This is a genomic window from Mesorhizobium sp. IMUNJ 23232 (assembly GCF_044326205.1).
Lineage (GTDB): Bacteria > Pseudomonadota > Alphaproteobacteria > Rhizobiales > Rhizobiaceae > Kumtagia.
Genome location: NZ_JBIRCY010000070.1, coordinates 17,339 through 37,229 on the forward strand (window position 1 = coordinate 17,339; position 19,891 = coordinate 37,229).

Here is a 19,891-nt window from a genome sequence, read left to right on the forward strand (position 1 = left end):
CAAGCTCGGCCAGAATTGCCGACGATGGCCGGTCCGGCATGAACTCCGATGCGGGTCGAGCCCAGCGCGACATCGCGATCGCGCCAGGAGACCCGGAGCGTTTCGGCAAAATCGTCGAGGTCGAGAGCGCAGGCGATGGCGCGCGTGGCGTGGTCAGACTGGTCGCCGGGCGCACCGAAAAGGACGTGCAGCGCGTCGCCGACAATCTTGGCCACGGTCCCTTCATGCGCAAAGACCAAATCGGTCATGCCGGCGAGATAGTCGTTGAGCAGTGTCGCGAGAACCATCGCTTCCACGAGTGTCGTGAAGCCAGCTATGTCGGTGAACAGCGAGGACACATCACGCCGTCGTCCAACTAGGCCGAGGTCGTCGACGTCACAGGCGAGTTGGGCGGCGAGATTGGGCGAAAAGTAGCGCGACAGCGAGTCATGCGCGCGTTCTGCGTCCGCTCGGCGCCGCCGCGCCTCCCGCAGCATGCCAAGATGCCGCATTGTCTTGGCGATCGTGGCTTCGAGATCGGCGAAGTCGATCGGCTTCATCAGGAAGTCGAAGGCGCCGCAGTCCATTGCCGTGCGGATGTTGGCCATGTCGCCATAGGCCGACACGATTATGGCTGATGGGCGCTCTTCGTCCTCCTGCAATTTCTTGAGCAGCGACAGGCCATCCATGCGCGGCATGTTAATATCACTCACCACCATGTCGATGTCGCGGTTTGCCTCGATCATGGCGAGCGCTTCCAGCCCGTCATGCGCGAACAGGAAACTCACAGCGCCGTCGCGAATCTGGCACCGGAACTTCTGCAGGACAAGCGGCTCCAGGTCGTGCTCGTCGTCGACGAACAGGATACAGGCGGTCACGCAGCCCATCCGAGCCGGGATTCGATCTCGCCACGCAGGATCGCGAAGTCGAGCGGCTTGGTCAGCAGCGCTTCGGCGCCGCTCTCGAACGCCTTGCGCCTTGTTTCGGCATAGCCATAGGCAGTGATCATGATGACCGGAACGTCCGGCCTTGCGGCCTTGGCTCTGGGCAGCATCTCCAGTCCGCTCAGGCCCAGCATGTTGATGTCAGACAGGATGAGGATCAGCGTCACGCCCTGCGCCTCCTCGATCAACTGCAGGGCCTCCGCAGCCGACAGAGCAAATCCAATGTCGAAACACCCCGCCTTTAGGTCGCGCCGGAAATGCTGCCGAAACAGCAGTTCCACATCTGCTTCGTCATCGACGACCAGGATGAGCAGGCTCATGTGAGCGGTCCGGTTTTAGAGAGCGCTGCGTCGTCGCGCGGCAACACGATGCGGAACTCCGTGAATTCGCCGGCTTCCATATCTACCTCGATCGTGCCCGCATGCTGCTTGACCACGATGTCGTGGCTCAGCGACAGGCCGAGACCAGTGCCTTCGCCGGCAGGTTTGGTGGTGAAGAACGGAACGAACATCTTTTCCCTGACATGCGGCGGAATGCCGGTGCCGTTGTCGCGGATACGGATTTCCACGCTGTCCCCGATATCGCGCGTCGAGGCACGCAGCACATGCTCATAGGCGGCTCCTTCGGCCCCTGCGGCCCGCTTGGAAGCCGCGTAGAACCCGTTGGTGCCCCAACACCGGTCATTCCAAGCACAGCTGATTTCCCGCCAAAAGCGGTCGTTAAATGTACCAGCGCCTGAGGCCAGTTGGTACGACGATTTAAGGTAGGAGACGGTCAGCAAGCACCTTGCGACCTGCTTCAAGCGAACGTCCGACGATGTGGTCGGCGAGACGCGTGGCCTCTTCGGCGATCGCCAATATTATTCCCGATTTGCGAGTGGCGCCAAAGTCCACCCCTGCGAAATATATCCCCGGGAGGACGCTTACGCCGTCCTGCTGCAACGGTTGCCCCTCGGCGTCCAAGACCTTGGGGAGCTGCATCCAGCCATAGTCTCCCCGAAAGCCGGCGCACCAGGTCACCGTCGTTATGCCGCTCGCGGCGGGATCCAGCGACTGTATCGATGGATCTGGCAGGCTCGGTGCGACGATCTCCTGAGGATCGGGCTCAGCCGGGGGAGCATCGATTCCGGCGCGCAAGATGTAGTCATCGATCTGTCGTTTGACGTTGATGGAGGCCTCGTCGGCGAAGCGGACATGCTCGTCCGCGTCGTCGGCGAAGATGAAATGGCTACCATTGCCAATGCAAATAAACCGACCAAGCAGAACAACACCGTGGGCACCGAGGGACTGAAGACTTATGGTATGCGTCGAGCCAAGCACACCTCTGGCTGGAACGCGGCCCAGCGTTTGAATGATTTGCTCCCTCCGCACATCCAGAAACCCGCTCTGAACAAGCCAGATCATGATGTCTCGTCCGCGATATCGTCTCGGAAGGCGGCCGGTCCGACTAGTGGAAAGGAACACGGCTCGCCCTGCTTCAGCCAGGTCCTCAGCTATCTGACAGCCCGATTGGCCGCTCCCCACAATCAATACCGCTCCGTCTGGTAGATCGGCGGCGCTGCGATAGGCGGAGGCGTCTATCTGATGAAGGTCGGGCGACACTGCCGCTGCCCAGTCAGGACGCCGCGGGATATTAAGGCTGCCGCTGGCGACGACCACGTTCCGTGCAAAGAACCTGCCGCGTGGTGTCGTTAGACAGTACACTCCGTCTTCCGGTCGACGGCAAGTTCGGTGACCGTGCAGTTCCGTTCCAAGGGAAGACCGTTTCGCTCGGCGAAATCCTCAAGAAGGGCGACAAAGTCATCGCGTGTCAAAACGCCGTCGGGATCGGCGCCTGAATACGTGTCTCCGGGCATCACGGTTTGCACGTTAGGCGTGTTCATGCGGAAGGAGTCCCAGCGCTGGGTTCGCCAAGTTTCGCCGACCCGGCCTCTTTCCAATATGCGATGATTGATGCCTCGTTGTTTCAGCGCTTTGCTGACGCCCAGTCCCGCCCAACCGGCACCTACTACCACGGCATCTACGACATCGACCTCATTCGTCATCGGAGGTTTGCCTTTCGCTAACAATTAATACGCGGCACGACGGCGGCACAGAGGGCCTATAGGGTTCGCGGTGAAAACAATACTTGACTACTTCAATAGCCAGGTCGTCATCAGGCCTTTGCCTTTGATCTCCACCCCATCGCGGCGCTCGAATTCAAACCGGCCTTTCACGGCTTCATACGTTGTAGGCGAGATCTGAATTCTTCCTGCAATGCCGGTCGATTCCATTCTTGAGGCGACGTTCACCGCATCGCCCCAAACGTCATAAAAGAACTTCTTCATCCCTACGACGCCAGCGACGACCGGCCCACTAGCGATGCCTATGCGCAGGGAGACGCCGCGTCCGTGCGGATCGTGCATGTTCCTGGCTTCATGGAGCATATCGATGCCGAGCGTGACCAGCGCAGCAGCATGGTCTGGCCTGGCAATGGGCACGCCGCTAACGACCATGTAACTGTCACCGGAGGTCTTAATCTTCTCCAGCCCATGACGCTCTACAAGCCGATCGAACGTCGTGAACACCTCGTTCACAAAGCTCACGAGATCGTCAGGGGACGCATGGTCGGACACGGCCGTGTACCCTGCCATATCGGCAAAAAGGATCGATGCCTCGTCGTGCCTGTCCGCGATCACACGGTCCGGCCTGGTTTTAAGCCGATCAGCGACGGCGGCTGGCAGAATGCTCAGCAACAGCGACTCCGACCGTTGGAATTCTAACTCTGCTAGCGCCTCGGCGCGCGAAGCCTCGCGGACAGCATAAAATACGATGGCAAAGAGGATGATCACCGCCGCGCTCACGGCACCGACGAAGCCGGTCAGCATCGCCGTCTCGCTGAGTAGACCGGCATCCCTGGGAGCGAACACCTCCAGTGTTATGATCAAGACCCACGCGGACGCGGTCACGGTCACGAGAAGTGCGACTGCCTCGACCCCTACGATCAGCACCGCTCCGGGACCGTAGATAAGATAGAACATCTGCATGCCGGTTTCGGTGCCGAGTAGAAAACAGACGACGAATGTGCCGGAAGGTTCACCAGTGCGAAACTGACGACTGCCGTGCGCGGCCCAAAGCGATGCAGCACGGGAAGCGCGGCGATTACAATCGCCATAATGAAATCGATGACAGCGACAGTCTGCAGCTTCGGTTCTGATAAATAGGATACGGCAAAAACGAGCCAAAGCAGCGCCGAGCTCCAGCAGGCAAGGTTGAAGACGCGCAGCCGCCTCGCGATCTTAGGCGGATACCCTTCAGTCCCGAAGCTGAGCACTTGAGCGAAGCGCACGAGATTTCTTCTCCACCGGCTGGGGCAAGCTCCAAATATCGGCGTCCACCCAGACCCTACTACAGATTCCCCAAAGATGCTTCGGCCGCCCCTCTACAAAGGAATAGACGTTTCGTTCCGCTCATCGTGAGCTCGATGCGGGCAATCGCTTGAGGCGGACGTGCGCTTGCGCTATCGCTCGATCCACATGCCGGCGGTCCATGGGGTCAGTCGGAAGCTACTGGACAGTTGCCTATCAGCCTACGGAAGACGCATTATAGCTCTGCCGTTTTGAGGCCTTTGCATGGAGGCGAGGTTGGGGTGGAAATCGTGCTTTGGCGCTTTTTGAAAGGCGGCCGGGCGCGGTTTCGCGTCCCGAAAGACTGCCGGGCGGATGCTTTGGTGGATTTCGGACAGACTCCGCCTCATGCCGGCCTCGCTCTCGGGTGGAGCGCGCTGAAGGCGCGGCGCAGATTGTGGGCGCAGGCGGCCAGCAGGCAGTGGGTGCGGGCGGCGGCCATGCCGAAGCAGCGCAGGCGGCGCATGGCGTAACGCTCCTTGAAGACGGCGAACGGCCGCTCGACGGCAAAGCGCACCTTGGCGATCAGCCCGTTGCGCTTCTTGTGGCGCGGCGGCAGTTCGGGGTGATGCTTGTTGGGTCGTCGCATCATCCGGTCCTTGATGCCGGCCGCCTTCAGCCTGGCATGCCGGGCATGGGTATAATAGGCCGGGTCGCCGTAGGCTGCCTTCTCGTCGAAGCTGATCAAGGTGTCGGCTCTCTCGGTATCGGTGACCGAGGCGTCGCTGACCTCGACGCGGCGGATCAGCGTGTGGTCCTGGTCGACGCCGATATGCAGCTTGTAGCCGAACACGCTCTTTGCGCCCTTCTTGCCCCAGCGTGCGTCCCTGTCGGCGGAAGGTTTGGCCGGGCCTTGATGGCCTTTCTTCGGCTGCCTCGGCGGCCGGGCGCGGGCCTGAAGGAACGAAGCGTCGACCAGCGTGCCGCGCTTGACGATCAGGCCCCTGGCCTCCAACTGCCGGTTGATCTCCTCGAACACCCCGTCGATCAGCCCGTCCTGTTGCAGTTCGCGGCGGAAGCGCCACAGCGTCGAGTGGTCCGGCGTCTCGTCCGACAGGCTGAAACCGGCAAAACGCCGGAACGACAGCCGGTCGCGCAACTGCGCCTCCAGCGCCGGGTCGCCCAGACCATGCCACACACCCAGCAACGCGCCCGCAGCAGCGGCTCCGCCGGATAGCTTTCGCCGCCCGGCCCGTGCCCGCTGCGCTGCCCGAGAAGCTCACGGATCGGACCCCAATCGATCCTCGTCGTCATCCGGTCGAAGATCGTATCGCTCGACGCCGCGAAGCTGTCCGCGAGGCTCAACTGGCCGACAACCCGATCAACCATCCCGAATCTCCAAAGCCAACCTACACACAGAATCATCCTTCCGATTCCGTGCAAAGGTCTCGTTTTGGGAGATGAGGGCCGTGACCGAAGCGAAGCAGCGTCGTTTGACTGTAGTCATGATGGCCGATGTTGTCGGCTATAGCCGCATGATGGAGGCGGACGAGGCGGCCACGTTGGCGGAGCTAAAGCTGCGACGAAAATCGATCCTTCAACCTGTCGTCAGCGATCACGGCGGCCGCACTGTGAAGCTCATGGGTGATGGAGCGCTTGTCGAATTTACCAGCGCCGTCAACGCGGTAAGCGGTGCGTTGGAAATACAGCGCAAGATGCAAGAAGCGAATGAGCGCCAGCCGGAGGCGCTCCAGGTCCTGCTGCGAATAGGGATCAACTTGGGAGATGTGATCGGCGAGGGCGCTGACATCTATGGGGACGGCGTCAACATGGCTGCAAGGTTACAATCCCTCTCTCGGCCGGGTGGAATCTGCATTTCAGGGAAGGTGTTCGATGAGGTGCGCGGCAAGCTTGAATTGAAGCAGGAGGATATGGGTGAAGTTTTGCTGAAGAACATCTCGCGGCCCGTTAGAGTCCTCCATATAGCGCAACAGGAACCGGGCTGGCGCCAATCGGCGGGACTCAAACTGCCCGACAAGCCGTCGATTGCAGTGCTGCCCTTCCAGAACATGAGCGGTGACGTGGAGCAGGAATACTTCGGTGATGGGATCGCTGAGGACATCATCACCGCCCTATCGCGGCTGCGGGGGTTCTTTGTGATCTCCCGCAACTCGAGCTTCGCCTACAAAGGCAAAGCAGTCGATATCCGCCAGGTGGCGCGCGATCTCGGGGTCCGCTACGTACTTGAGGGCAGTGTCCGTAGGTCGGGAGATCGGCTGCGAGTCACAAGTCAGCTGATCGACGCCTCAAGCGACGTGCATGTTTGGTCCGAGCGCTATGATCGTGACGTCTCGGACATATTCGCGGTTCAGGACGAGATTACGGAAAGCGTAGTGGGTTCGATCGAACCGCAACTGCACGCCGCAGAAAAATCGCGTTCCGAAGGAGGCGCGAATGTCGATGCGTGGGGCTACGTCATGCAAGCTATGCCGTATGTCTGGAGCTGGGCCGTTCAGGACAACCAGAGGAGCGTAGAACTTCTCAAGAAGACCCTTGAAGTCGATCCAAACTACGGGCGCGCAAGCAGCCTGCTCGCGTGGGCCTACGCTGCGCGCGCCCAGCTTGGCTGGTCTGATGCATCCGAAGAACTGGAAAAGGCGTTAGCGATGACGTGCAGAGCGATTGAACAGGATGTCGAAGATCCGTGGGCACACCTTTGCGCTGGCTACGTCCACATGGTTTCTCGCCGTTTCAAGCCCGCGGTGGAGGAGCTGAATCAGGCCTTGGAGCGAAATCCAAGCTTCGCGTTTCCCCACATGATTCTGGCTCGGCCTATGGCTATGCAGGGGAGTCCGATGAAGGTCTGAGGCAGGTCGCACTAGCCCAACGTCTCAGTCCCCGCGACTACAACCAGGCAGCAAATTATTCAACGATCGGTTTGTGCCACCTGATGGCCGAGCGATTTGACGAAGCAGAGGCTTTCCTGTGGCGCGCCGTCCAGCTTCGCCCGCATTTCGGCACTGCGTGGCGTTCGCTTACGGCGGCAGCTGGCCTTGCGGGCCATTTCGATGTGGCGGCGGACGCGCTGGCGCAGATCAAACAGTTGCAGCCGAACGTCTCGCTTGCGTGGATCGAAAAGTACCACCCGATCGTGCATAGCAAGCATCGGGCTATGTACATCGAAGGCTTGCGCCAAGCTGGGCTGGAATAGACCTGTTCGCGCTCCAGCTCCGTAAGTTCTGATTGGCCGCTTCGCGCCCTCCTTTCGGTCGTTCCCAAGTCTGGCTCAAGCCCCAAAAGCGGCCGATGCGGATAAAACAAAAGTCTCTGATGCTTATTTTCCGATCCGACACCCCATCACCCTATGGCGACGGTTTCGCATCGTGTGCGACATCACGTGAGTTGCCAGCCGTTGTCGTCAGTTGTTGCGCCGCCAAGAACATCAGGGTCGACGCTGCCGTGCGCCGGTTCCAACCCGCGGATTCGGCCATGTCGAGCAAGCTAATCATTAGCGGCTTCAATGCGCTGCGGCATTCGGATTCATGCCTAACGAAGTCCTTCGCGGGATGTGTCGGCGAAGGAACGGTTCCAATACCGTGTGGTGCGTTCATCCGCTTCCTCCTATCTCTTGAGATGCCCGCCCCTCACGGCCGAGGGGCGGGCAAGCTGGTCGATGATCAGAAGTCCATGCCGCCGCCAGGCATCGCCGGCGCTGCCGCTTCCTTCTTCGGCTTCTCGGCGACCATTGCCTCGGTGGTGACGAGCAGGCCGGCGACGGAAGCGGCGTCCTGCAACGCGGTGCGCACGACCTTGGCGGGGTCGATGACGCCTTGGCTGTAGAGATCACCGAACTCGTTGGTCTGGGCATTCCAGCCCCAGGCGAACTCAGTCTTCTCGCGCAGCTTCCCGACGATGATGGATCCTTCAGCCCCGGCGTTCTCGGCGATCTGGCGGGCCGGCGTCTCGATGGCCCGCCGCACGATCTCGACGCCGGTCCTCTGATCGTCATTGTCGGTCTGGACATTGTCCAAAGCCTTCGCAGCCCTCAGAAGGGCGACGCCGCCACCAGGAAGGATGCCTTCTTCGACTGCTGCGCGCGTGGCGTGCAGTGCGTCGTCGACGCGGTCCTTGCGCTCCTTGACCTCGACCTCGGTCGAGCCGCCGACACGGATCACCGCGACGCCGCCAGCCAATTTCGCCAACCGCTCCTGAAGTTTCTCGCGGTCGTAGTCGGAAGTGGTTTCCTCGATCTGCGCCTTGATCTGGGCGACACGGCCCTGGATCTCCTCCTTACGGCCGGCGCCCTCGACAATCGTGGTGTTCTCCTTCTCGATGACGACCTTCTTGGCCCGGCCAAGCATCTGCAGGGTGACGTTTTCCAGCTTGATGCCGAGATCCTCGCTGATTGCAGTGCCGCCGGTAAGGATGGCGATATCTTCCAGCATAGCCTTGCGGCGGTCGCCGAAACCCGGAGCCTTGACGGCAGCGACCTTGAGGCCGCCGCGCAGTTTGTTGACGACCAACGTGGCGAGAGCTTCGCCTTCGACATCCTCGGCAATGATCAACAGCGGTTTGCCGGATTGCACCACGGCTTCAAGGACGGGAAGCATGGCCTGCAGATTGCCGAGCTTCTTCTCGTGGATGAGCATGTACGGCTCTTCCAGTTCGACCCGCATCTTGTCCTGATTGGTGATGAAGTAGGGCGAGAGGTAGCCGCGATCGAACTGCATGCCTTCGACCACCTCCAGCTCGGTCTCGGCGGTCTTCGCTTCCTCCACCGTGATGACGCCCTCGTTGCCGACCTTTTCCATAGCCTCGGCAAGGAAGCGGCCGATTTCGGCGTCACCATTGGCCGAGATAGTGCCGACCTGCGCGATCTCGTTGTTATGCGTCACCTTGCGGGCATTGGCTTTCAGCTCGGTAACGACGGCATCCACAGCCTTGTCGATACCGCGCTTCAGGTCCATCGGGTTCATGCCGGAGGCGACAGCCTTGGCGCCCTCGCGCACAATCGCCTGGGCGAGCACAGTTGCCGTTGTCGTGCCGTCGCCAGCCAGGTCGTTGGTCTTCGAGGCGACCTCTCGCACCATCTGGGCGCCCATGTTCTCAAACTTGTCTTCCAGCTCGATCTCCTTGGCGACGGTGACGCCGTCCTTGGTGATGCGCGGGGCACCGAACGACTTGTCGATGACGACATTGCGGCCCTTGGGCCCAAGCGTCACCTTCACTGCATTGGCGAGGATATCCACTCCACGCAGCATCTTCTCGCGGGCCTCGGTGTGGAATTTGACTTCCTTGGCAGCCATTGGATCACTCCTTCAAATCTAGGCAGCTTTCGTTGACTGGTTGAGTTTTTCTCGGCCCGATCACGCGGCCTTTTTGAAAGCAACGCTCTGGTCGATCACGCCCATCACATCGCTTTCCTTCATGATGAGCAGATCCTCGCCGTCGAGCTTGATCTCGGTGCCGGACCATTTGCCGAACAAGATGCGGTCGCCGACCTTCACGTCGAGCTCGACGAGCTTTCCGCTTTCGTCACGCGCGCCAGGACCGACGGCGATCACCTCGCCTTCATGCGGCTTTTCCTTAGCAGTGTCGGGGATGATAATGCCGCCAGCCGTCTTCTCGTCGGCTTCGATGCGGCGGACTAGGACACGGTCGTGCAATGGACGGGACGCCATTTTCGTTCTCCTTCAAGGACAAACAGACTTTCAGATTCCTCTGCACCGGACCGGCAATATCGGGCCGATGCAAGGCGTGGCGACCCTTCATCAGGCATCGCGCGCCCATCGAGCTAATTTTGCCTTTTTGCGGTTTCAAGGGGTCGATCCAAAAATTTTAGCACTCGTCGTGTGAAAGTGCCAAAAGACTGTTATCATGCAGCTATTTCGTTTGACCTCAGGATTTCCCGCGTGAATTTTTTCGGCGATCCGACAAAATTATCCGAACCCGACACTGTCTTTGGGCAGCCGGACCCCGAATACAGCAAGGCGTCTTTTCTACAGACGGAGGACATCGATGAACCGACAGAAGCTCTCGCCGATCATTGCCTCTCTCGCCCCCAAAACATCCGACCTTTCGCTTGACCGGCTACTTGCGCCGGCGCGGTACTTCAAACATCCCATGGACGTGCTGAGTGAAGCCACGCTGGACCTGCAGGAAAAGCGCGCCATCCTGTCGTCCTGGGCTTCGGACGCCTGTGCCGTGGAATCGATACCGGCGTTGCGCCAGCCACCAGGCGAGCAGCCGGTCCCTTTCGACCAGATCATGGATGCGCTGCGTCAACTCGACATCGATGAATCAACGCGCCATGGCGGATCTGGCGAATTCCGCCACAGCTTCGACAGACTGGATGCCTGAAGTTCGCGAAAGGAGAACGCATGGTGACGACGGTCAGCTGGAAGTTCCGCCTGCAGTTCTCAACTTATGAAACTGGCAGCGACCGCTTCGAGCGTCCGTTCCATCCATCGGTGGCCGGGATCACTGTCGTTCCGCCGGTGCCAGTAGAGCCGTTCCTCGATGAACGGCATCTCGAAAGGCACGGGCAGCGCCCTCACATTGTAGCGGTCGCCCTGCATCGCAACCAGCAGCGATGGCAGGATCGTCGCAATATCAGTCCTGCCGACCGTATGCAAAGTGAGATGGAAATTCGGCAGCCACCCACATATGTGCGGTTGCTTAGGTTGCTGCCGCCAAAGTTGCTCGGCGACGCCAGCGATCACTCCGCCAAACCGAGTCTCGATATATCCCATCGCACATAGCTGGTCGGAGGTGATGGTCTTGGCGGTGTGCGCATTATCTTTGGAGATCGCCACAACGAACTTGTCGGTGAATAGTTTCTCCGACCGCATAAACTCGTCATAGGCCTGCATCTTGTCGAGCAGTCTGGCCGAGATTGTGATCATGAAGTCGATCTGACCATCGAGAATGCGGTCGGGGGTATCTGCCAACAACTCCTCGAACTGCACGCTGATCAGCGGAGCGACCTCCCGCAGCCGAGATATCAGATGCGTGGCCAGAAGCTCACAGCAATAGGTTGTCGCAGAAATCCGAAAAACACGTCGCGCCGCCGACGCATCAAAGCCGGTCGATTGATCATTAAGCTCGCTGACCTTGGAGAGAATAGTCTTGACAGGGTCGGCGAGAGCGCGGCCCCTTTCGGTCAACTCGAGATTGCGGCCGATTTGCTCTAGCAGCGGATCGGCGAAATGGTGGCGCAACTTCCGCAGCGCCGCGCTCATCCCGGGCTGAGAGATATGAATGCGCTCCGCGGCGCGGGTGACATTCCTTTCAGTGAGAAGCGCATCGAGCGCAACCAGAAGATTGAGATCGAGCCCTCGAAGATGCATCCGCTCCCCCAATATGCGCCCATAAGAGCGAGGGTTTCGGGTTTTTAGGTCCTTTCGAGATCTAAGGCAAATAAGCCACCGGGTTAGCACCGCGCCGGCCTCGTTTTGTAGCGATATAGCCTGCTCGCCTTCTAGGTTGGCAGCGGGAGAACGGCGATGAACTTGAATAACGCATGCGACGCACGTGCACGAAAAGATTTGGGCGCTTGAGAACGACGATCTCTCAATTCAAACAGTGAGCCCTGTCTGCCGACATCCTGGGGGCGTTGGCGAATGACAAATGGACTCGGCGCCCTCGCGGCAAGGGCTGATGATCAAATCACCCTGCGAGGAATATCTGAACTGAATTGCTGGTATTTGAACAAACGATTTCCGCGCCGACGATCCGTCTCCTATCTAGCTGGCAGACAATTGTAGGAGACTCGACATGGTTACCCAGACGGTCGAACACCAACCCACCCCGTCCGCCTCAGGCTGGCTCAAGCGTTATTATTTCACCCGGTTCGCCTTCTCGGCAGTCTGGGTCCTGATCGCCATTTCAGTCGCCAGGAGCAATCCATCGCTCGCTGCGGTCATGCTCGTCGCCTATCCGGCTTGGGATGCCATCGCCAACTTTGTCGATGCCCAGCGCAGCGGCGGCCTCCGCCGCAACAAGTCGCAGTTGCTCAACTTCATCTTCAGCATTCTCACGGCAATCGCCGTCGCCGTCGCGCTCGGCAGCAGCTTGAACAGCGTGCTGGTCGTCTTTGGCATCTGGGCCGGCTTCTCCGGCATCTTCCAGCTCGCCACCGCCGTTGGCCGCTGGAAATCCTTCGGCGCCCAGTGGGCGATGATCCTGAGCGGCGCCCAGTCCGCCCTTGCAGGCGTCTTCATGATCTTCATGGCCCACGGACCAGACCCGGTCGGCATCGCCAACATAGCCCCCTATGCAGCGTTCGGCGCCTTTTATTTCGCCGTCTCTGCCATCTGGCTCACAATCAGCGATGCCCGAAAAGGCGGACTTCGCACCGCGAGCTAAGACGCGGCGCCAGCCACGCCTTCGAACCGCAGCTCCGGTCCCGGCCCACGTGCGCTGCTTCTAAGCCCCGAGCGACAGTGCACATCCTAACACCCGAGCTGCCAACGCGCCATCCGAACACCTGAGAACATCGAAGCCTCGATGCCGCCATCTTGCACCCCTTGGGCGCGACTACTTGGGAGTAGTGTTTATGAGCATACGCGAATTCGACGCGATCATCATCGGCGCCGGTCAGGCGGGGCCGTCGCTCGCCGGTAGGCTGAACGATGCCGGCATGACGGTGGCGATCATCGAGCGCCACCTCGTTGGCGGCACCTGTGTCAACACGGGCTGCAAGCCGACCAAGACGCTGATCGCGAGTGCCTACGCCGCGCACACTGCGCGTCGCGGCTGGGACTATGGCTTCACCTTAAAGGGACCGGTCGCAATCGACATGCCGGCCGTCGCGGCACGCGCCAGGAAGGTGATCCTCGACTCACGAGCGGACAACGAGACATGGCTCGCAGGCATGGCCAATGTCGAGCTGATCCGCGGCCATGCCCGCTTCGTGAGCGCACACACCGTCATGGTGGATGGGCAAGAGTTGACGGCGCCCCGCATCTTCATCAACGTCGGTGGGCGAGCCGTCGTGCTCAACATGCCAGGAGTGGGCGACGTGCCCGTGCTGACCAACACTGATATGGTGGCGCTCGACACCCTGCCGCGCCACCTGATCGTAGTCGGCGGCAGCTATATCGGCCTCGAATTTGCGCAGATGTACCGGCGTTTCGGCGCCGAGGTCACGATCATCGAACGCATGGATCGGCTGATCGCGCGAGAGGATCCGGACATCTCCGAAGAAGTTCGGGCGATCCTCGAACGCGAAGGCATCACCGTCCGGACTGGAGCCGACTGCATTGGCTTCAAGCGCCATGGCGGCGACATCGCCGTTTCGGTCGACTGCGAGAGAAATAATGCGCCGGCGATCGGCAGCCATGTCCTGATGGCGGTCGGCCGCCGGCCCAATACCGATGATCTTGGGCTTGAAGCGGCCGGCATTGTGACGGACGCCCGCGGCTACATCACCGTCGACGACCGCTTGCAGACCAATCTTCCGGATGTCTACGCGCTGGGCGATTGCAACGGCCGCGGGGCCTTCACCCACACCGCCTATAACGACTTCGAGATCGTCGCCGCCAATCTACTCGATGGCGAGGATCGTCGCGTCAGCCAGCGGTTGACCGGCTACGCCCTCTACATCGATCCTCCGCTCGGCAGGGTCGGCATGACCGAGACCGAGGCGGCGAAGAGCGGCCGGCGGCTGTTTCACTCCAAGCGCGCCATGGTCCGTGTTGGGCGCGCGGTCGAGAAGGGCGAGAGCCAGGGCTTCATGAAAATTGTGGCCAACGCGGACGCGCGCCGCATCCTAGGTGCCGCGATCCTCGGGACTGGCGGTGACGAGGCGATCCACGGCATCCTCGACATGATGAGTGCCGATCAGTCGATCGACACGCTGCGATGGGCGGTCCCCATCCATCCGACCGTGTCGGAGCTTGTTCCGACGGCGCTGCTCGACTTGAAGCCGATCGGGAGTGCGGAAGATGACTGATTGCGAGGACCCTGCCCATTGGGACTCGAGGCTGTTCGCGAGCGGCTGAGCAAGGCTGTCTCGGCGGGTCTTGGAGAAATGGATTTGCCGATCACGGCCGACCTCACTGTCCGTGGAAAGGACGGCCTGGCGTCGTCTGAAAGCAATTCGGAGAAAGAAGCAATGAAAACCTGGCTCATCACAGGCTGCTCAAGCGGCTTCGGTCAGCGTCTCGCGCTCGCTGCGGCACGGCGCGGCGATCAGGTCATCGCGACGGCCCGCAATGTCAAAACGATCGAGAAGATGGCCGAACCTTTCGGCGACCGCATGATCACTATGCCGCTCGACGTGACCGATGCGGCGGCAGCCAAGGTAGTGGTCGCCAAGGCAGTCGAGACGTTCGGCGGATTCGACGTGCTCGTGAACAATGCCGGTTACGCTCTGTTCGGCGCGATCGAGGAAGGCACGCCCGAGGAATATCGGCCAATGTTCGAGGTCAACGTCTTCGGTCTGATCGAAACCACCAGAGCCGCGTTACCCGTCCTTCGACGTTCGGGCGGGACGATCGTCAACATGTCGTCCGGTGCGGGCATCGAGGGCCGTGGCGGCGGAGGCTATTACCATGCCGCCAAATTCGCCGTGGAAGGGATCTCCGAAGCACTCGCCGGCGAGCTCAAGCCGTTCGGCATTCGCGTGCTGATCGTCGAGCCCGGGCCGTTTCGCACCGATTTCCTCGGGCGTTCGATCACGATGGCGGCCAACGAGATGCCGGAATACGCCGCAAGCTCGCGCAAGCCCTATCGCGAAACCAACGACGGCAATCAGGCGGGCGATCCCGACAAGGCGGTCGCGGTGATTCTGCGGGCGGTCGATGCCGATGACGCGCCGCTTCACCTGCCGCTCGGCCCGGCCGCGCACGCGATCGCCGAGCGAAAGCTGGCGGCGTTTCGCAGCGATATCGACGCCTGGCGCGACATCACGATCACCACCGATTTCGACCAGCAGTGAGCTGCCGGCCGCGAGCTCTGTTTGAACGTCAACATCTGACTGGAAAGCGATCATGATCGCAGCTTTGAAGGGGTTTACCCAGCAACTGGTGCCGGTGAACGGCATCAAGATCAACGCCGTCACCGGGGGCTCAGGCCCGCCGATCCTTCTGCTTCACGGTTGGCCGGAAACATGGTGGGAATGGCACCATGTGATGCCTCTACTGGCCGAGCATTTCAGCGTGGTGGCTATCGATCTGCGCGGCGCGGGTTTTTCCGACTGCCCGCAGGGCGGCTACGACAAGGCCACGATGGCGCGCGATGCGCATGAACTGATGCTCGCCCTTGGGCATGAATGCTACGCCGTGTGCGGCCATGACATCGGCGGAATGGTGGCGTTGCCGCAGGCCGCCATCTATCGCCAGGCTGTTACCCACCTGGCCGTCCTTGATGTTCCACTTCCCGGCTGGACGCAATGGGAAACGACGACGGCAAAGATCTGGCATTTCAGTTTTCATATGAACCGGGATCTGCCCGAGCGCCTGATCCATGGACGTGAATATGACTACGTTTCGGCCTTCATGGCAGAGCGGTTCTACGATCACAGCACCTTCAATCCGGCTGACATCGAGGTTTACGCCAAAGCGATGGCCCTTCCTGGCCGCACGCGCGGCGGCATGGAATGGTATCGCACCCTCGCCGCCGACCATGCGGCCGCGCTCGAGTACAAGAAGCAACCGCTCGAGATGCCGGTGCTTGGCCTGGGTGGGGACCACCGCTTCGGTGCGCAGATGGTCCCAATGCTCAAGGAGTTCGCAACCAACGTGACAGGCGGCTCGATCGAGCGGTGCAGCCACTATGTCGCGGACGAACGGCCGGACGAAGTGGCGGCAGCTCTGATCGATTTCCTAAAGGCCAATTAAAGTTCTGCACCGCCCCGTCGCGGGGCGGTCGCATTACGACATTGCAGGCGAGTTGCGCCCGCACCTATCGCATTCGATCGATTAAACAAGAAAGGAAAACTGTCATGACCGCACCTGTCATTCGCGGCGTCAATCATATCGGCATCACGGTGCCCGACATCGAAGCAGCAAAATCGTTCCTGGTGGAAGCTTTCGGCGGCCAGGTGATCTATCAGTCCTTCGGACCGCAGGATCCGCCCCGGCAGGGAAGCGAATTCGAGAAGGGCACTGGCGCGTTCCCTGGAACGGTCGTGCGTGCGCAGGCGATGGTCAAGATCGGAACCGGGCCTGACATCGAGCTCTTCGAAATGCACGGCCCCGAGCAAGCCCCGCCGGTTCGAGCAAGCGACTTCGGCATTACGCACTTCGGTGTCTACACCGACGACATCGACGCATCGGTCGAGCGCTTCGAGAAGGCTGGAGGCACGCCCCTCACCGCGCCGCGCGCTATTCCCTATGCAACCGAGAAAGGTCCTGGAAACAAGGTCTGCTACTGCCGCATGCCCTGGGGCACGACCATGGAATTCATCACCACACCGGACCGCATGGCCTATCTTGACCAGACGGATCTGCGCAGGTGGCAGGACGAGGACTGAGCAGGGCGCGAAAAGGAACCCGCATCAGTTTAGTCGCGGCGATGCTGACGCTGTCGAAAGGTTCGACAAATGCGCGGCCGCGACGGCTGTCGTGACGGATCGATCGCGCCGGACGTCAGCCCATCCGGGTGAGCTTGACCTTCGTCAGCGCGTGGGCCTCATGCCGAGATGCTCTGCGAGCGGCGAAGTTCGCACGACTTCAAGTGCGCGTGAACCGTCGAGAGTATCGGGGGCGGGCAGCGAAAACGAGGACGCCCGCCGCATCATGTCGCCAATAATCTGATTCGCTTCTATCGGTGAATCGTTCTCGATGTCGCGCAGCATCGAGTCGTGATGGTCGATCCCGCCTGAGTGACGTAGGCCCTAGCCTTCGCGACCTCACCGTCGTTACGTCGATGATCTAGAAGGCGACAGGCAACATCCGCGCCAATCAGATCTTGCTTGGTCACTCCAAGACCGAGAACACGGTGCGCTATCTTGGCATCGACGTGGAGGACGCGCTCCTGGCCGAGCGAACTAAGATCTGACTTGAGCGGCCATCCGAACGCAGAGCGGATGGCCGCTTCGACAAGCAGATTTCCATCCTCCTTCGTCCTTCGTGGGTGGGCAGCGGTCGCTCGAGGTGACCGGGTCGAATGTCGGTGCGCCAGGAGCGGACAGTCGCTCCTAAGGCCGGCGAGCAGACGTTGGGACAATCAGGCCATGGGCGTGCGTCTGTCCACGCCTGGCCAGCTCGGCCAAGCGTGGACGTGTCCGTGTGATCAGACAGTCGGGACAGTGCCGCCGTCGACGACGAGCTCCGAACCATGGATCGAAGAGGCGCGATCCGAGGCCAGGAAGGCGATGGCTTCAGCGACCTCGAATGGTTCGGCTCCGCGCCCGATGGCAATGCCGCCAAGGCCGTCCAGGACGAGCTGGCGAGCGTCCTCTAGCGTGCCGCCGTTGGCGGCTTGGATACGTTCCAAAAACACTCCGGTCCCCTCGGTCATGATCCATCCGGGGGAGACGACGTTGACCCGCACGCCCTTGGGACCGAGTTCCTTGGAGATGGACTTGCTGTAGGTCCGGAGCGCGGCCTTGGCGCTGGCGTAGGCGGTGGTGGCATCGGGCAGGGGCAGGACGGACTGGATGGAGGTGACGTGTATCACCGCGCCACTACCCCGCTCGATCATCTGCGGAATCAGAAGCCGATCCAGGCGGACCGTGGCCAGCAGGTTCAGGTTCAGTTCGGACAGCCAGTAGTCGTCCGTCAGGGCGACGAAGCCGCCGCCTGGGGTGGTCGAGCCGCCGATCACGTGGGCCAGGATGTCGACGCCGCCCATACGGTCGAGCGCCGCCTTGGCCAGAGCTTCGCCGCCCGCGGCCGTTGTCAGGTCCGCCTGGACGAACTCGACGCCGCCGATGGGCTCCAGCGTTCCGCGAGCGGAGGTGATCACCCGGGCGCCGCCGGCCAGGAACCGGTCAACAGTGGCACGGCCCAGGCCCTTGGTGCCGCCGCTGATGAGCACGCGTTTCCCCGCGAACTCGGTCGGATCAGCTTTGATGGTCATGCCGTAATCTCCAGGGCTTTGATGGCGTCGTCTTCGAGCGTGAAACGGTAGGCGAAGCGGATCGGGCTGCCCTTGAAGTCGCCATGAGCGGGACCTTCGACCACGAGCTGCCCGGCCTCGTGCCGGACGGTGTCTGGTGTGAAAATCGCCTTCGCGGCGACCACGGCCTCTGCAAGCAACGACCTCATTTCGTCGTGCCCCCGAAGAACGGTGCCGTTATCGCGAAGGACGGCCTCGGCTGCGAAGGGTGCAACCATGCCATCAACGTCCAGGCGGGCGTTCGCAGCCACATACGCGGCGATGGGGATTGGAAGTTCGAGCGTCATTGTTCTTGTCCTGCTAGCTACGATCGCAGCCGCGGCGGCTGCAAGTGTGGTTGCCAGCCAAGATAGCGATAGACAGGTCGCACGATAATCAGGACAATTCGGGATGTCTCATCACGAAAGGAGGGATAATTGTGCAAAGTAGCCTGACGGAACTAGACGCCGTTCTCATGGTCGCCCACCGGGGCAAGTTTCGCACGGCAGCGCTTGAGCTCGGAGTTTCAACGACCGCGCTCAGCAATGCGGTGGGAAAGCTGGAGCGCACGCTCGGCGTACGGCTCTTCAACCGTACGACGCGAAGCGTCTGCTTAACGGAGGCAGGTCAGCGGTTCGTCGCGCAAGTCGCTCCTGCCTTGCAGGACATTCATGAGGCGATGGAAGTTGCGCGCTCTCAACAAGCCACCCCTTCGGGCACGTTGCGCATCAACGCCTTTCCGACAGCGGCGCGGGAGATTTTCACTTCGCTTGTCCTACCGTTTCTGCGCGTGCACCCTCAGGTCCACATCGACATCGTCACAGAGGGTCGCCTGGTGGACATTGTCGCCGGCGGCTTCGACCTCGGCGTCCGTAGCTCAGACCTTGTGCCGGCCGACATGATCGCACTCCCCCTGGGCGCCGCGCGGCGCAATGTTGTGGTGGGCACACCGAGCTATTTGAAAGCGCATGGGACGCCCCTGATCCCCCAGGATCTCGCCGAGCATTCCTGTCTCCGCGTCCGGCTTCCCAATGGTGCAATCTACCGTTGGCCGTTCGAGAAGGATGGACAATCGGTCCATATCGACGTTGAGGGCGCAATCACCCTCGATGAAGCGAGCCTCGCACGTACCGCGGCCCTCGCCTCCGTCGGTCTCACCCTGGCGATGGAATCCGACGTGCGAGACGACATCGAAGCAGGCCGCCTTGTGCGCGTGCTTGAAGACTGGATGCCCACTCTGTCGCCCTTGAGCCTCTACTATCCGACCCGGCGCAATCCGACTGCCGCGTTCAAGGCCTTCGTCGACTTCGCGCGGCAGCGAGGTGGAGCTAGCGATGCCCTGCCGCCGTCGATAGGTCGGGAAGCGCCATAGCGGACATTCGACCGCTGCGAATTCAACGTCGATTATGGGGTCGTTGACCGAACGTCGACATTTTCAGTTTCTCGGCCAGAACCGGACAGTGCGAAGTCGGGCCGAGGCTGTGTGAAAACGCTTCTCACGCCTAAGATCGTAAAATTCTGTTCTCAAAATCTGTTTCTGGCAGCTCCGGATTAGATCGATGTTCTAAGTCTAGGCTCCGTCAGGAACCACATTCTC

The 19,891-nt window shown here is 61.0% G+C and carries 21 protein-coding genes and 5 pseudogenes; 10 read left to right on the top strand and 16 right to left on the bottom strand.

Annotated elements, in window-relative coordinates:
* Nucleotides 1–8 precede the first annotated feature (8 nt).
* The 9 genes and pseudogenes from ACH196_RS32300 to ACH196_RS32340 all read right to left on the bottom strand — a co-directional run.
* Nucleotides 9–866, bottom strand: a pseudogene (locus ACH196_RS32300) (response regulator); the annotation flags it as partial.
* Nucleotides 854–1,243, bottom strand: a complete 390-nt coding sequence (locus tag ACH196_RS32305) for a response regulator (protein WP_396650949.1) — start codon at nucleotides 1,241–1,243, stop codon at nucleotides 854–856. The pseudogene ACH196_RS32300 and the gene ACH196_RS32305, both read right to left, overlap by 13 nt.
* Nucleotides 1,240–1,590: pseudogene (locus tag ACH196_RS32310) on the bottom strand (sensor histidine kinase); the annotation flags it as partial. The gene ACH196_RS32305 and the pseudogene ACH196_RS32310, both read right to left, overlap by 4 nt.
* A gap of 91 nt (nucleotides 1,591–1,681) precedes the next feature.
* Nucleotides 1,682–2,326, bottom strand: coding sequence for a hypothetical protein (locus tag ACH196_RS32315; protein WP_396650973.1), 645 nt, complete (start codon nucleotides 2,324–2,326; stop codon nucleotides 1,682–1,684).
* A 90-nt stretch (nucleotides 2,327–2,416) separates the two neighbouring features.
* Nucleotides 2,417–2,626, bottom strand: a pseudogene (locus tag ACH196_RS32320) (SidA/IucD/PvdA family monooxygenase); the annotation flags it as partial.
* Nucleotides 2,614–2,967 (bottom strand): NAD(P)-binding domain-containing protein, encoded by a 354-nt coding sequence (locus ACH196_RS32325; protein WP_396650950.1) that lies wholly within the window; start codon nucleotides 2,965–2,967, stop codon nucleotides 2,614–2,616. The gene ACH196_RS32325 and the pseudogene ACH196_RS32320, both read right to left, overlap by 13 nt.
* Nucleotides 2,968–3,054: 87 nt before the next feature.
* Entirely contained in the window at nucleotides 3,055–3,948 is an 894-nt protein-coding gene (locus ACH196_RS32330) for an adenylate/guanylate cyclase domain-containing protein (protein ID WP_396650951.1), read from the bottom strand.
* Nucleotides 3,906–4,250, bottom strand: coding sequence for a hypothetical protein (locus tag ACH196_RS32335; RefSeq protein WP_396650952.1), 345 nt, complete (start codon nucleotides 4,248–4,250; stop codon nucleotides 3,906–3,908). The genes ACH196_RS32330 and ACH196_RS32335 overlap by 43 nt, the downstream gene beginning before the upstream one ends.
* 404 nt (nucleotides 4,251–4,654) lie before the next feature.
* Nucleotides 4,655–5,497, bottom strand: a pseudogene (locus ACH196_RS32340) (IS5 family transposase); the annotation flags it as partial.
* Between the two features lie 220 nt (nucleotides 5,498–5,717).
* Between ACH196_RS32340 and ACH196_RS32345 the strand changes: the two are divergent.
* Both ACH196_RS32345 and ACH196_RS32350 read left to right on the top strand, forming a co-directional pair.
* Nucleotides 5,718–7,115: an adenylate/guanylate cyclase domain-containing protein gene (locus ACH196_RS32345; protein ID WP_396650953.1), complete on the top strand. Its 1,398-nt coding sequence runs from the start codon at nucleotides 5,718–5,720 to the stop codon at nucleotides 7,113–7,115.
* A gap of 83 nt (nucleotides 7,116–7,198) precedes the next feature.
* Entirely contained in the window at nucleotides 7,199–7,459 is a 261-nt protein-coding gene (locus tag ACH196_RS32350; RefSeq protein WP_396650954.1) for a hypothetical protein, read from the top strand.
* 151 nt (nucleotides 7,460–7,610) lie between these two features.
* Here the strand turns inward: ACH196_RS32350 and ACH196_RS32355 are convergent, their stop codons facing one another.
* The 3 genes from ACH196_RS32355 to ACH196_RS32365 all read right to left on the bottom strand — a co-directional run bounded on the left by ACH196_RS32355 (nucleotide 7,611) and on the right by ACH196_RS32365 (nucleotide 9,929).
* A complete protein-coding gene (locus ACH196_RS32355; RefSeq protein WP_396650955.1) occupies nucleotides 7,611–7,859 on the bottom strand; it encodes a hypothetical protein in 249 nt (82 codons plus the stop codon).
* A gap of 66 nt (nucleotides 7,860–7,925) precedes the next feature.
* Nucleotides 7,926–9,554: a chaperonin GroEL gene (gene groL / locus ACH196_RS32360; protein WP_396650956.1), complete on the bottom strand. Its 1,629-nt coding sequence runs from the start codon at nucleotides 9,552–9,554 to the stop codon at nucleotides 7,926–7,928.
* Between the two features lie 60 nt (nucleotides 9,555–9,614).
* Nucleotides 9,615–9,929 carry a co-chaperone GroES gene (locus tag ACH196_RS32365; protein ID WP_396650957.1) on the bottom strand — a complete coding sequence of 105 codons (315 nt, stop codon included), beginning with the start codon at nucleotides 9,927–9,929 and terminating at the stop codon, nucleotides 9,615–9,617.
* A gap of 337 nt (nucleotides 9,930–10,266) precedes the next feature.
* Here ACH196_RS32365 and ACH196_RS32370 point away from each other — a divergent pair, with 337 nt between their 5' ends.
* Nucleotides 10,267–10,608 (top strand): hypothetical protein, encoded by a 342-nt coding sequence (locus ACH196_RS32370; RefSeq protein ID WP_396650958.1) that lies wholly within the window; start codon nucleotides 10,267–10,269, stop codon nucleotides 10,606–10,608.
* A 59-nt stretch (nucleotides 10,609–10,667) separates the two neighbouring features.
* Here the strand turns inward: ACH196_RS32370 and ACH196_RS32375 are convergent, their stop codons facing one another.
* The gene (locus ACH196_RS32375) at nucleotides 10,668–11,597 is read right to left on the bottom strand and encodes a LysR substrate-binding domain-containing protein (protein WP_396650959.1); all 930 of its coding nucleotides are present in this window, start codon (nucleotides 11,595–11,597) and stop codon (nucleotides 10,668–10,670) included.
* A 427-nt stretch (nucleotides 11,598–12,024) separates the two neighbouring features.
* On the opposite strand from ACH196_RS32375, the gene ACH196_RS32380 reads away from it, so the two are divergent.
* The 5 genes from ACH196_RS32380 (at nucleotide 12,025) to ACH196_RS32400 (ending at nucleotide 16,726) form a co-directional block, all read left to right on the top strand.
* The gene (locus ACH196_RS32380; protein WP_396650960.1) at nucleotides 12,025–12,615 is read left to right on the top strand and encodes a DUF308 domain-containing protein; all 591 of its coding nucleotides are present in this window, start codon (nucleotides 12,025–12,027) and stop codon (nucleotides 12,613–12,615) included.
* A gap of 190 nt (nucleotides 12,616–12,805) precedes the next feature.
* Nucleotides 12,806–14,203, top strand: coding sequence for an FAD-containing oxidoreductase (locus tag ACH196_RS32385; RefSeq protein ID WP_396650961.1), 1,398 nt, complete (start codon nucleotides 12,806–12,808; stop codon nucleotides 14,201–14,203).
* A 162-nt stretch (nucleotides 14,204–14,365) separates the two neighbouring features.
* Nucleotides 14,366–15,190, top strand: coding sequence for an oxidoreductase (locus ACH196_RS32390; RefSeq protein ID WP_396650962.1), 825 nt, complete (start codon nucleotides 14,366–14,368; stop codon nucleotides 15,188–15,190).
* 52 nt (nucleotides 15,191–15,242) lie between these two features.
* Nucleotides 15,243–16,091, top strand: a complete 849-nt coding sequence (locus ACH196_RS32395) for an alpha/beta fold hydrolase (RefSeq protein ID WP_396650963.1) — start codon at nucleotides 15,243–15,245, stop codon at nucleotides 16,089–16,091.
* Nucleotides 16,092–16,195: 104 nt separating this feature from the next.
* Nucleotides 16,196–16,726, top strand: coding sequence for a VOC family protein (locus tag ACH196_RS32400; RefSeq protein WP_396650964.1), 531 nt, complete (start codon nucleotides 16,196–16,198; stop codon nucleotides 16,724–16,726).
* A 144-nt stretch (nucleotides 16,727–16,870) separates the two neighbouring features.
* Here ACH196_RS32400 and ACH196_RS32405 read toward each other — a convergent pair whose 3' ends face one another.
* A complete protein-coding gene (locus ACH196_RS32405; RefSeq protein ID WP_396650971.1) occupies nucleotides 16,871–17,068 on the bottom strand; it encodes a ketopantoate reductase C-terminal domain-containing protein in 198 nt (65 codons plus the stop codon).
* Nucleotides 17,069–17,130: 62 nt separating this feature from the next.
* Between ACH196_RS32405 and ACH196_RS32410 the strand changes: the two are divergent.
* A pseudogene (locus ACH196_RS32410) lies at nucleotides 17,131–17,253 on the top strand (integrase); the annotation flags it as partial.
* A gap of 234 nt (nucleotides 17,254–17,487) precedes the next feature.
* Here the strand turns inward: ACH196_RS32410 and ACH196_RS32415 are convergent.
* Together ACH196_RS32415 and ACH196_RS32420 are read right to left on the bottom strand one after the other, a co-directional pair.
* Nucleotides 17,488–18,276: an SDR family oxidoreductase gene (locus ACH196_RS32415; RefSeq protein WP_396650965.1), complete on the bottom strand. Its 789-nt coding sequence runs from the start codon at nucleotides 18,274–18,276 to the stop codon at nucleotides 17,488–17,490.
* Nucleotides 18,273–18,602: a nuclear transport factor 2 family protein gene (locus ACH196_RS32420; protein ID WP_396650966.1), complete on the bottom strand. Its 330-nt coding sequence runs from the start codon at nucleotides 18,600–18,602 to the stop codon at nucleotides 18,273–18,275. Before ACH196_RS32420 ends, ACH196_RS32415 begins: the two co-directional genes overlap by 4 nt.
* Before the next feature lie 128 nt (nucleotides 18,603–18,730).
* Here ACH196_RS32420 and ACH196_RS32425 point away from each other — a divergent pair, with 128 nt between their 5' ends.
* Entirely contained in the window at nucleotides 18,731–19,666 is a 936-nt protein-coding gene (locus ACH196_RS32425; protein ID WP_396650972.1) for a LysR family transcriptional regulator, read from the top strand.
* Nucleotides 19,667–19,891: the final 225 nt, after the last annotated feature.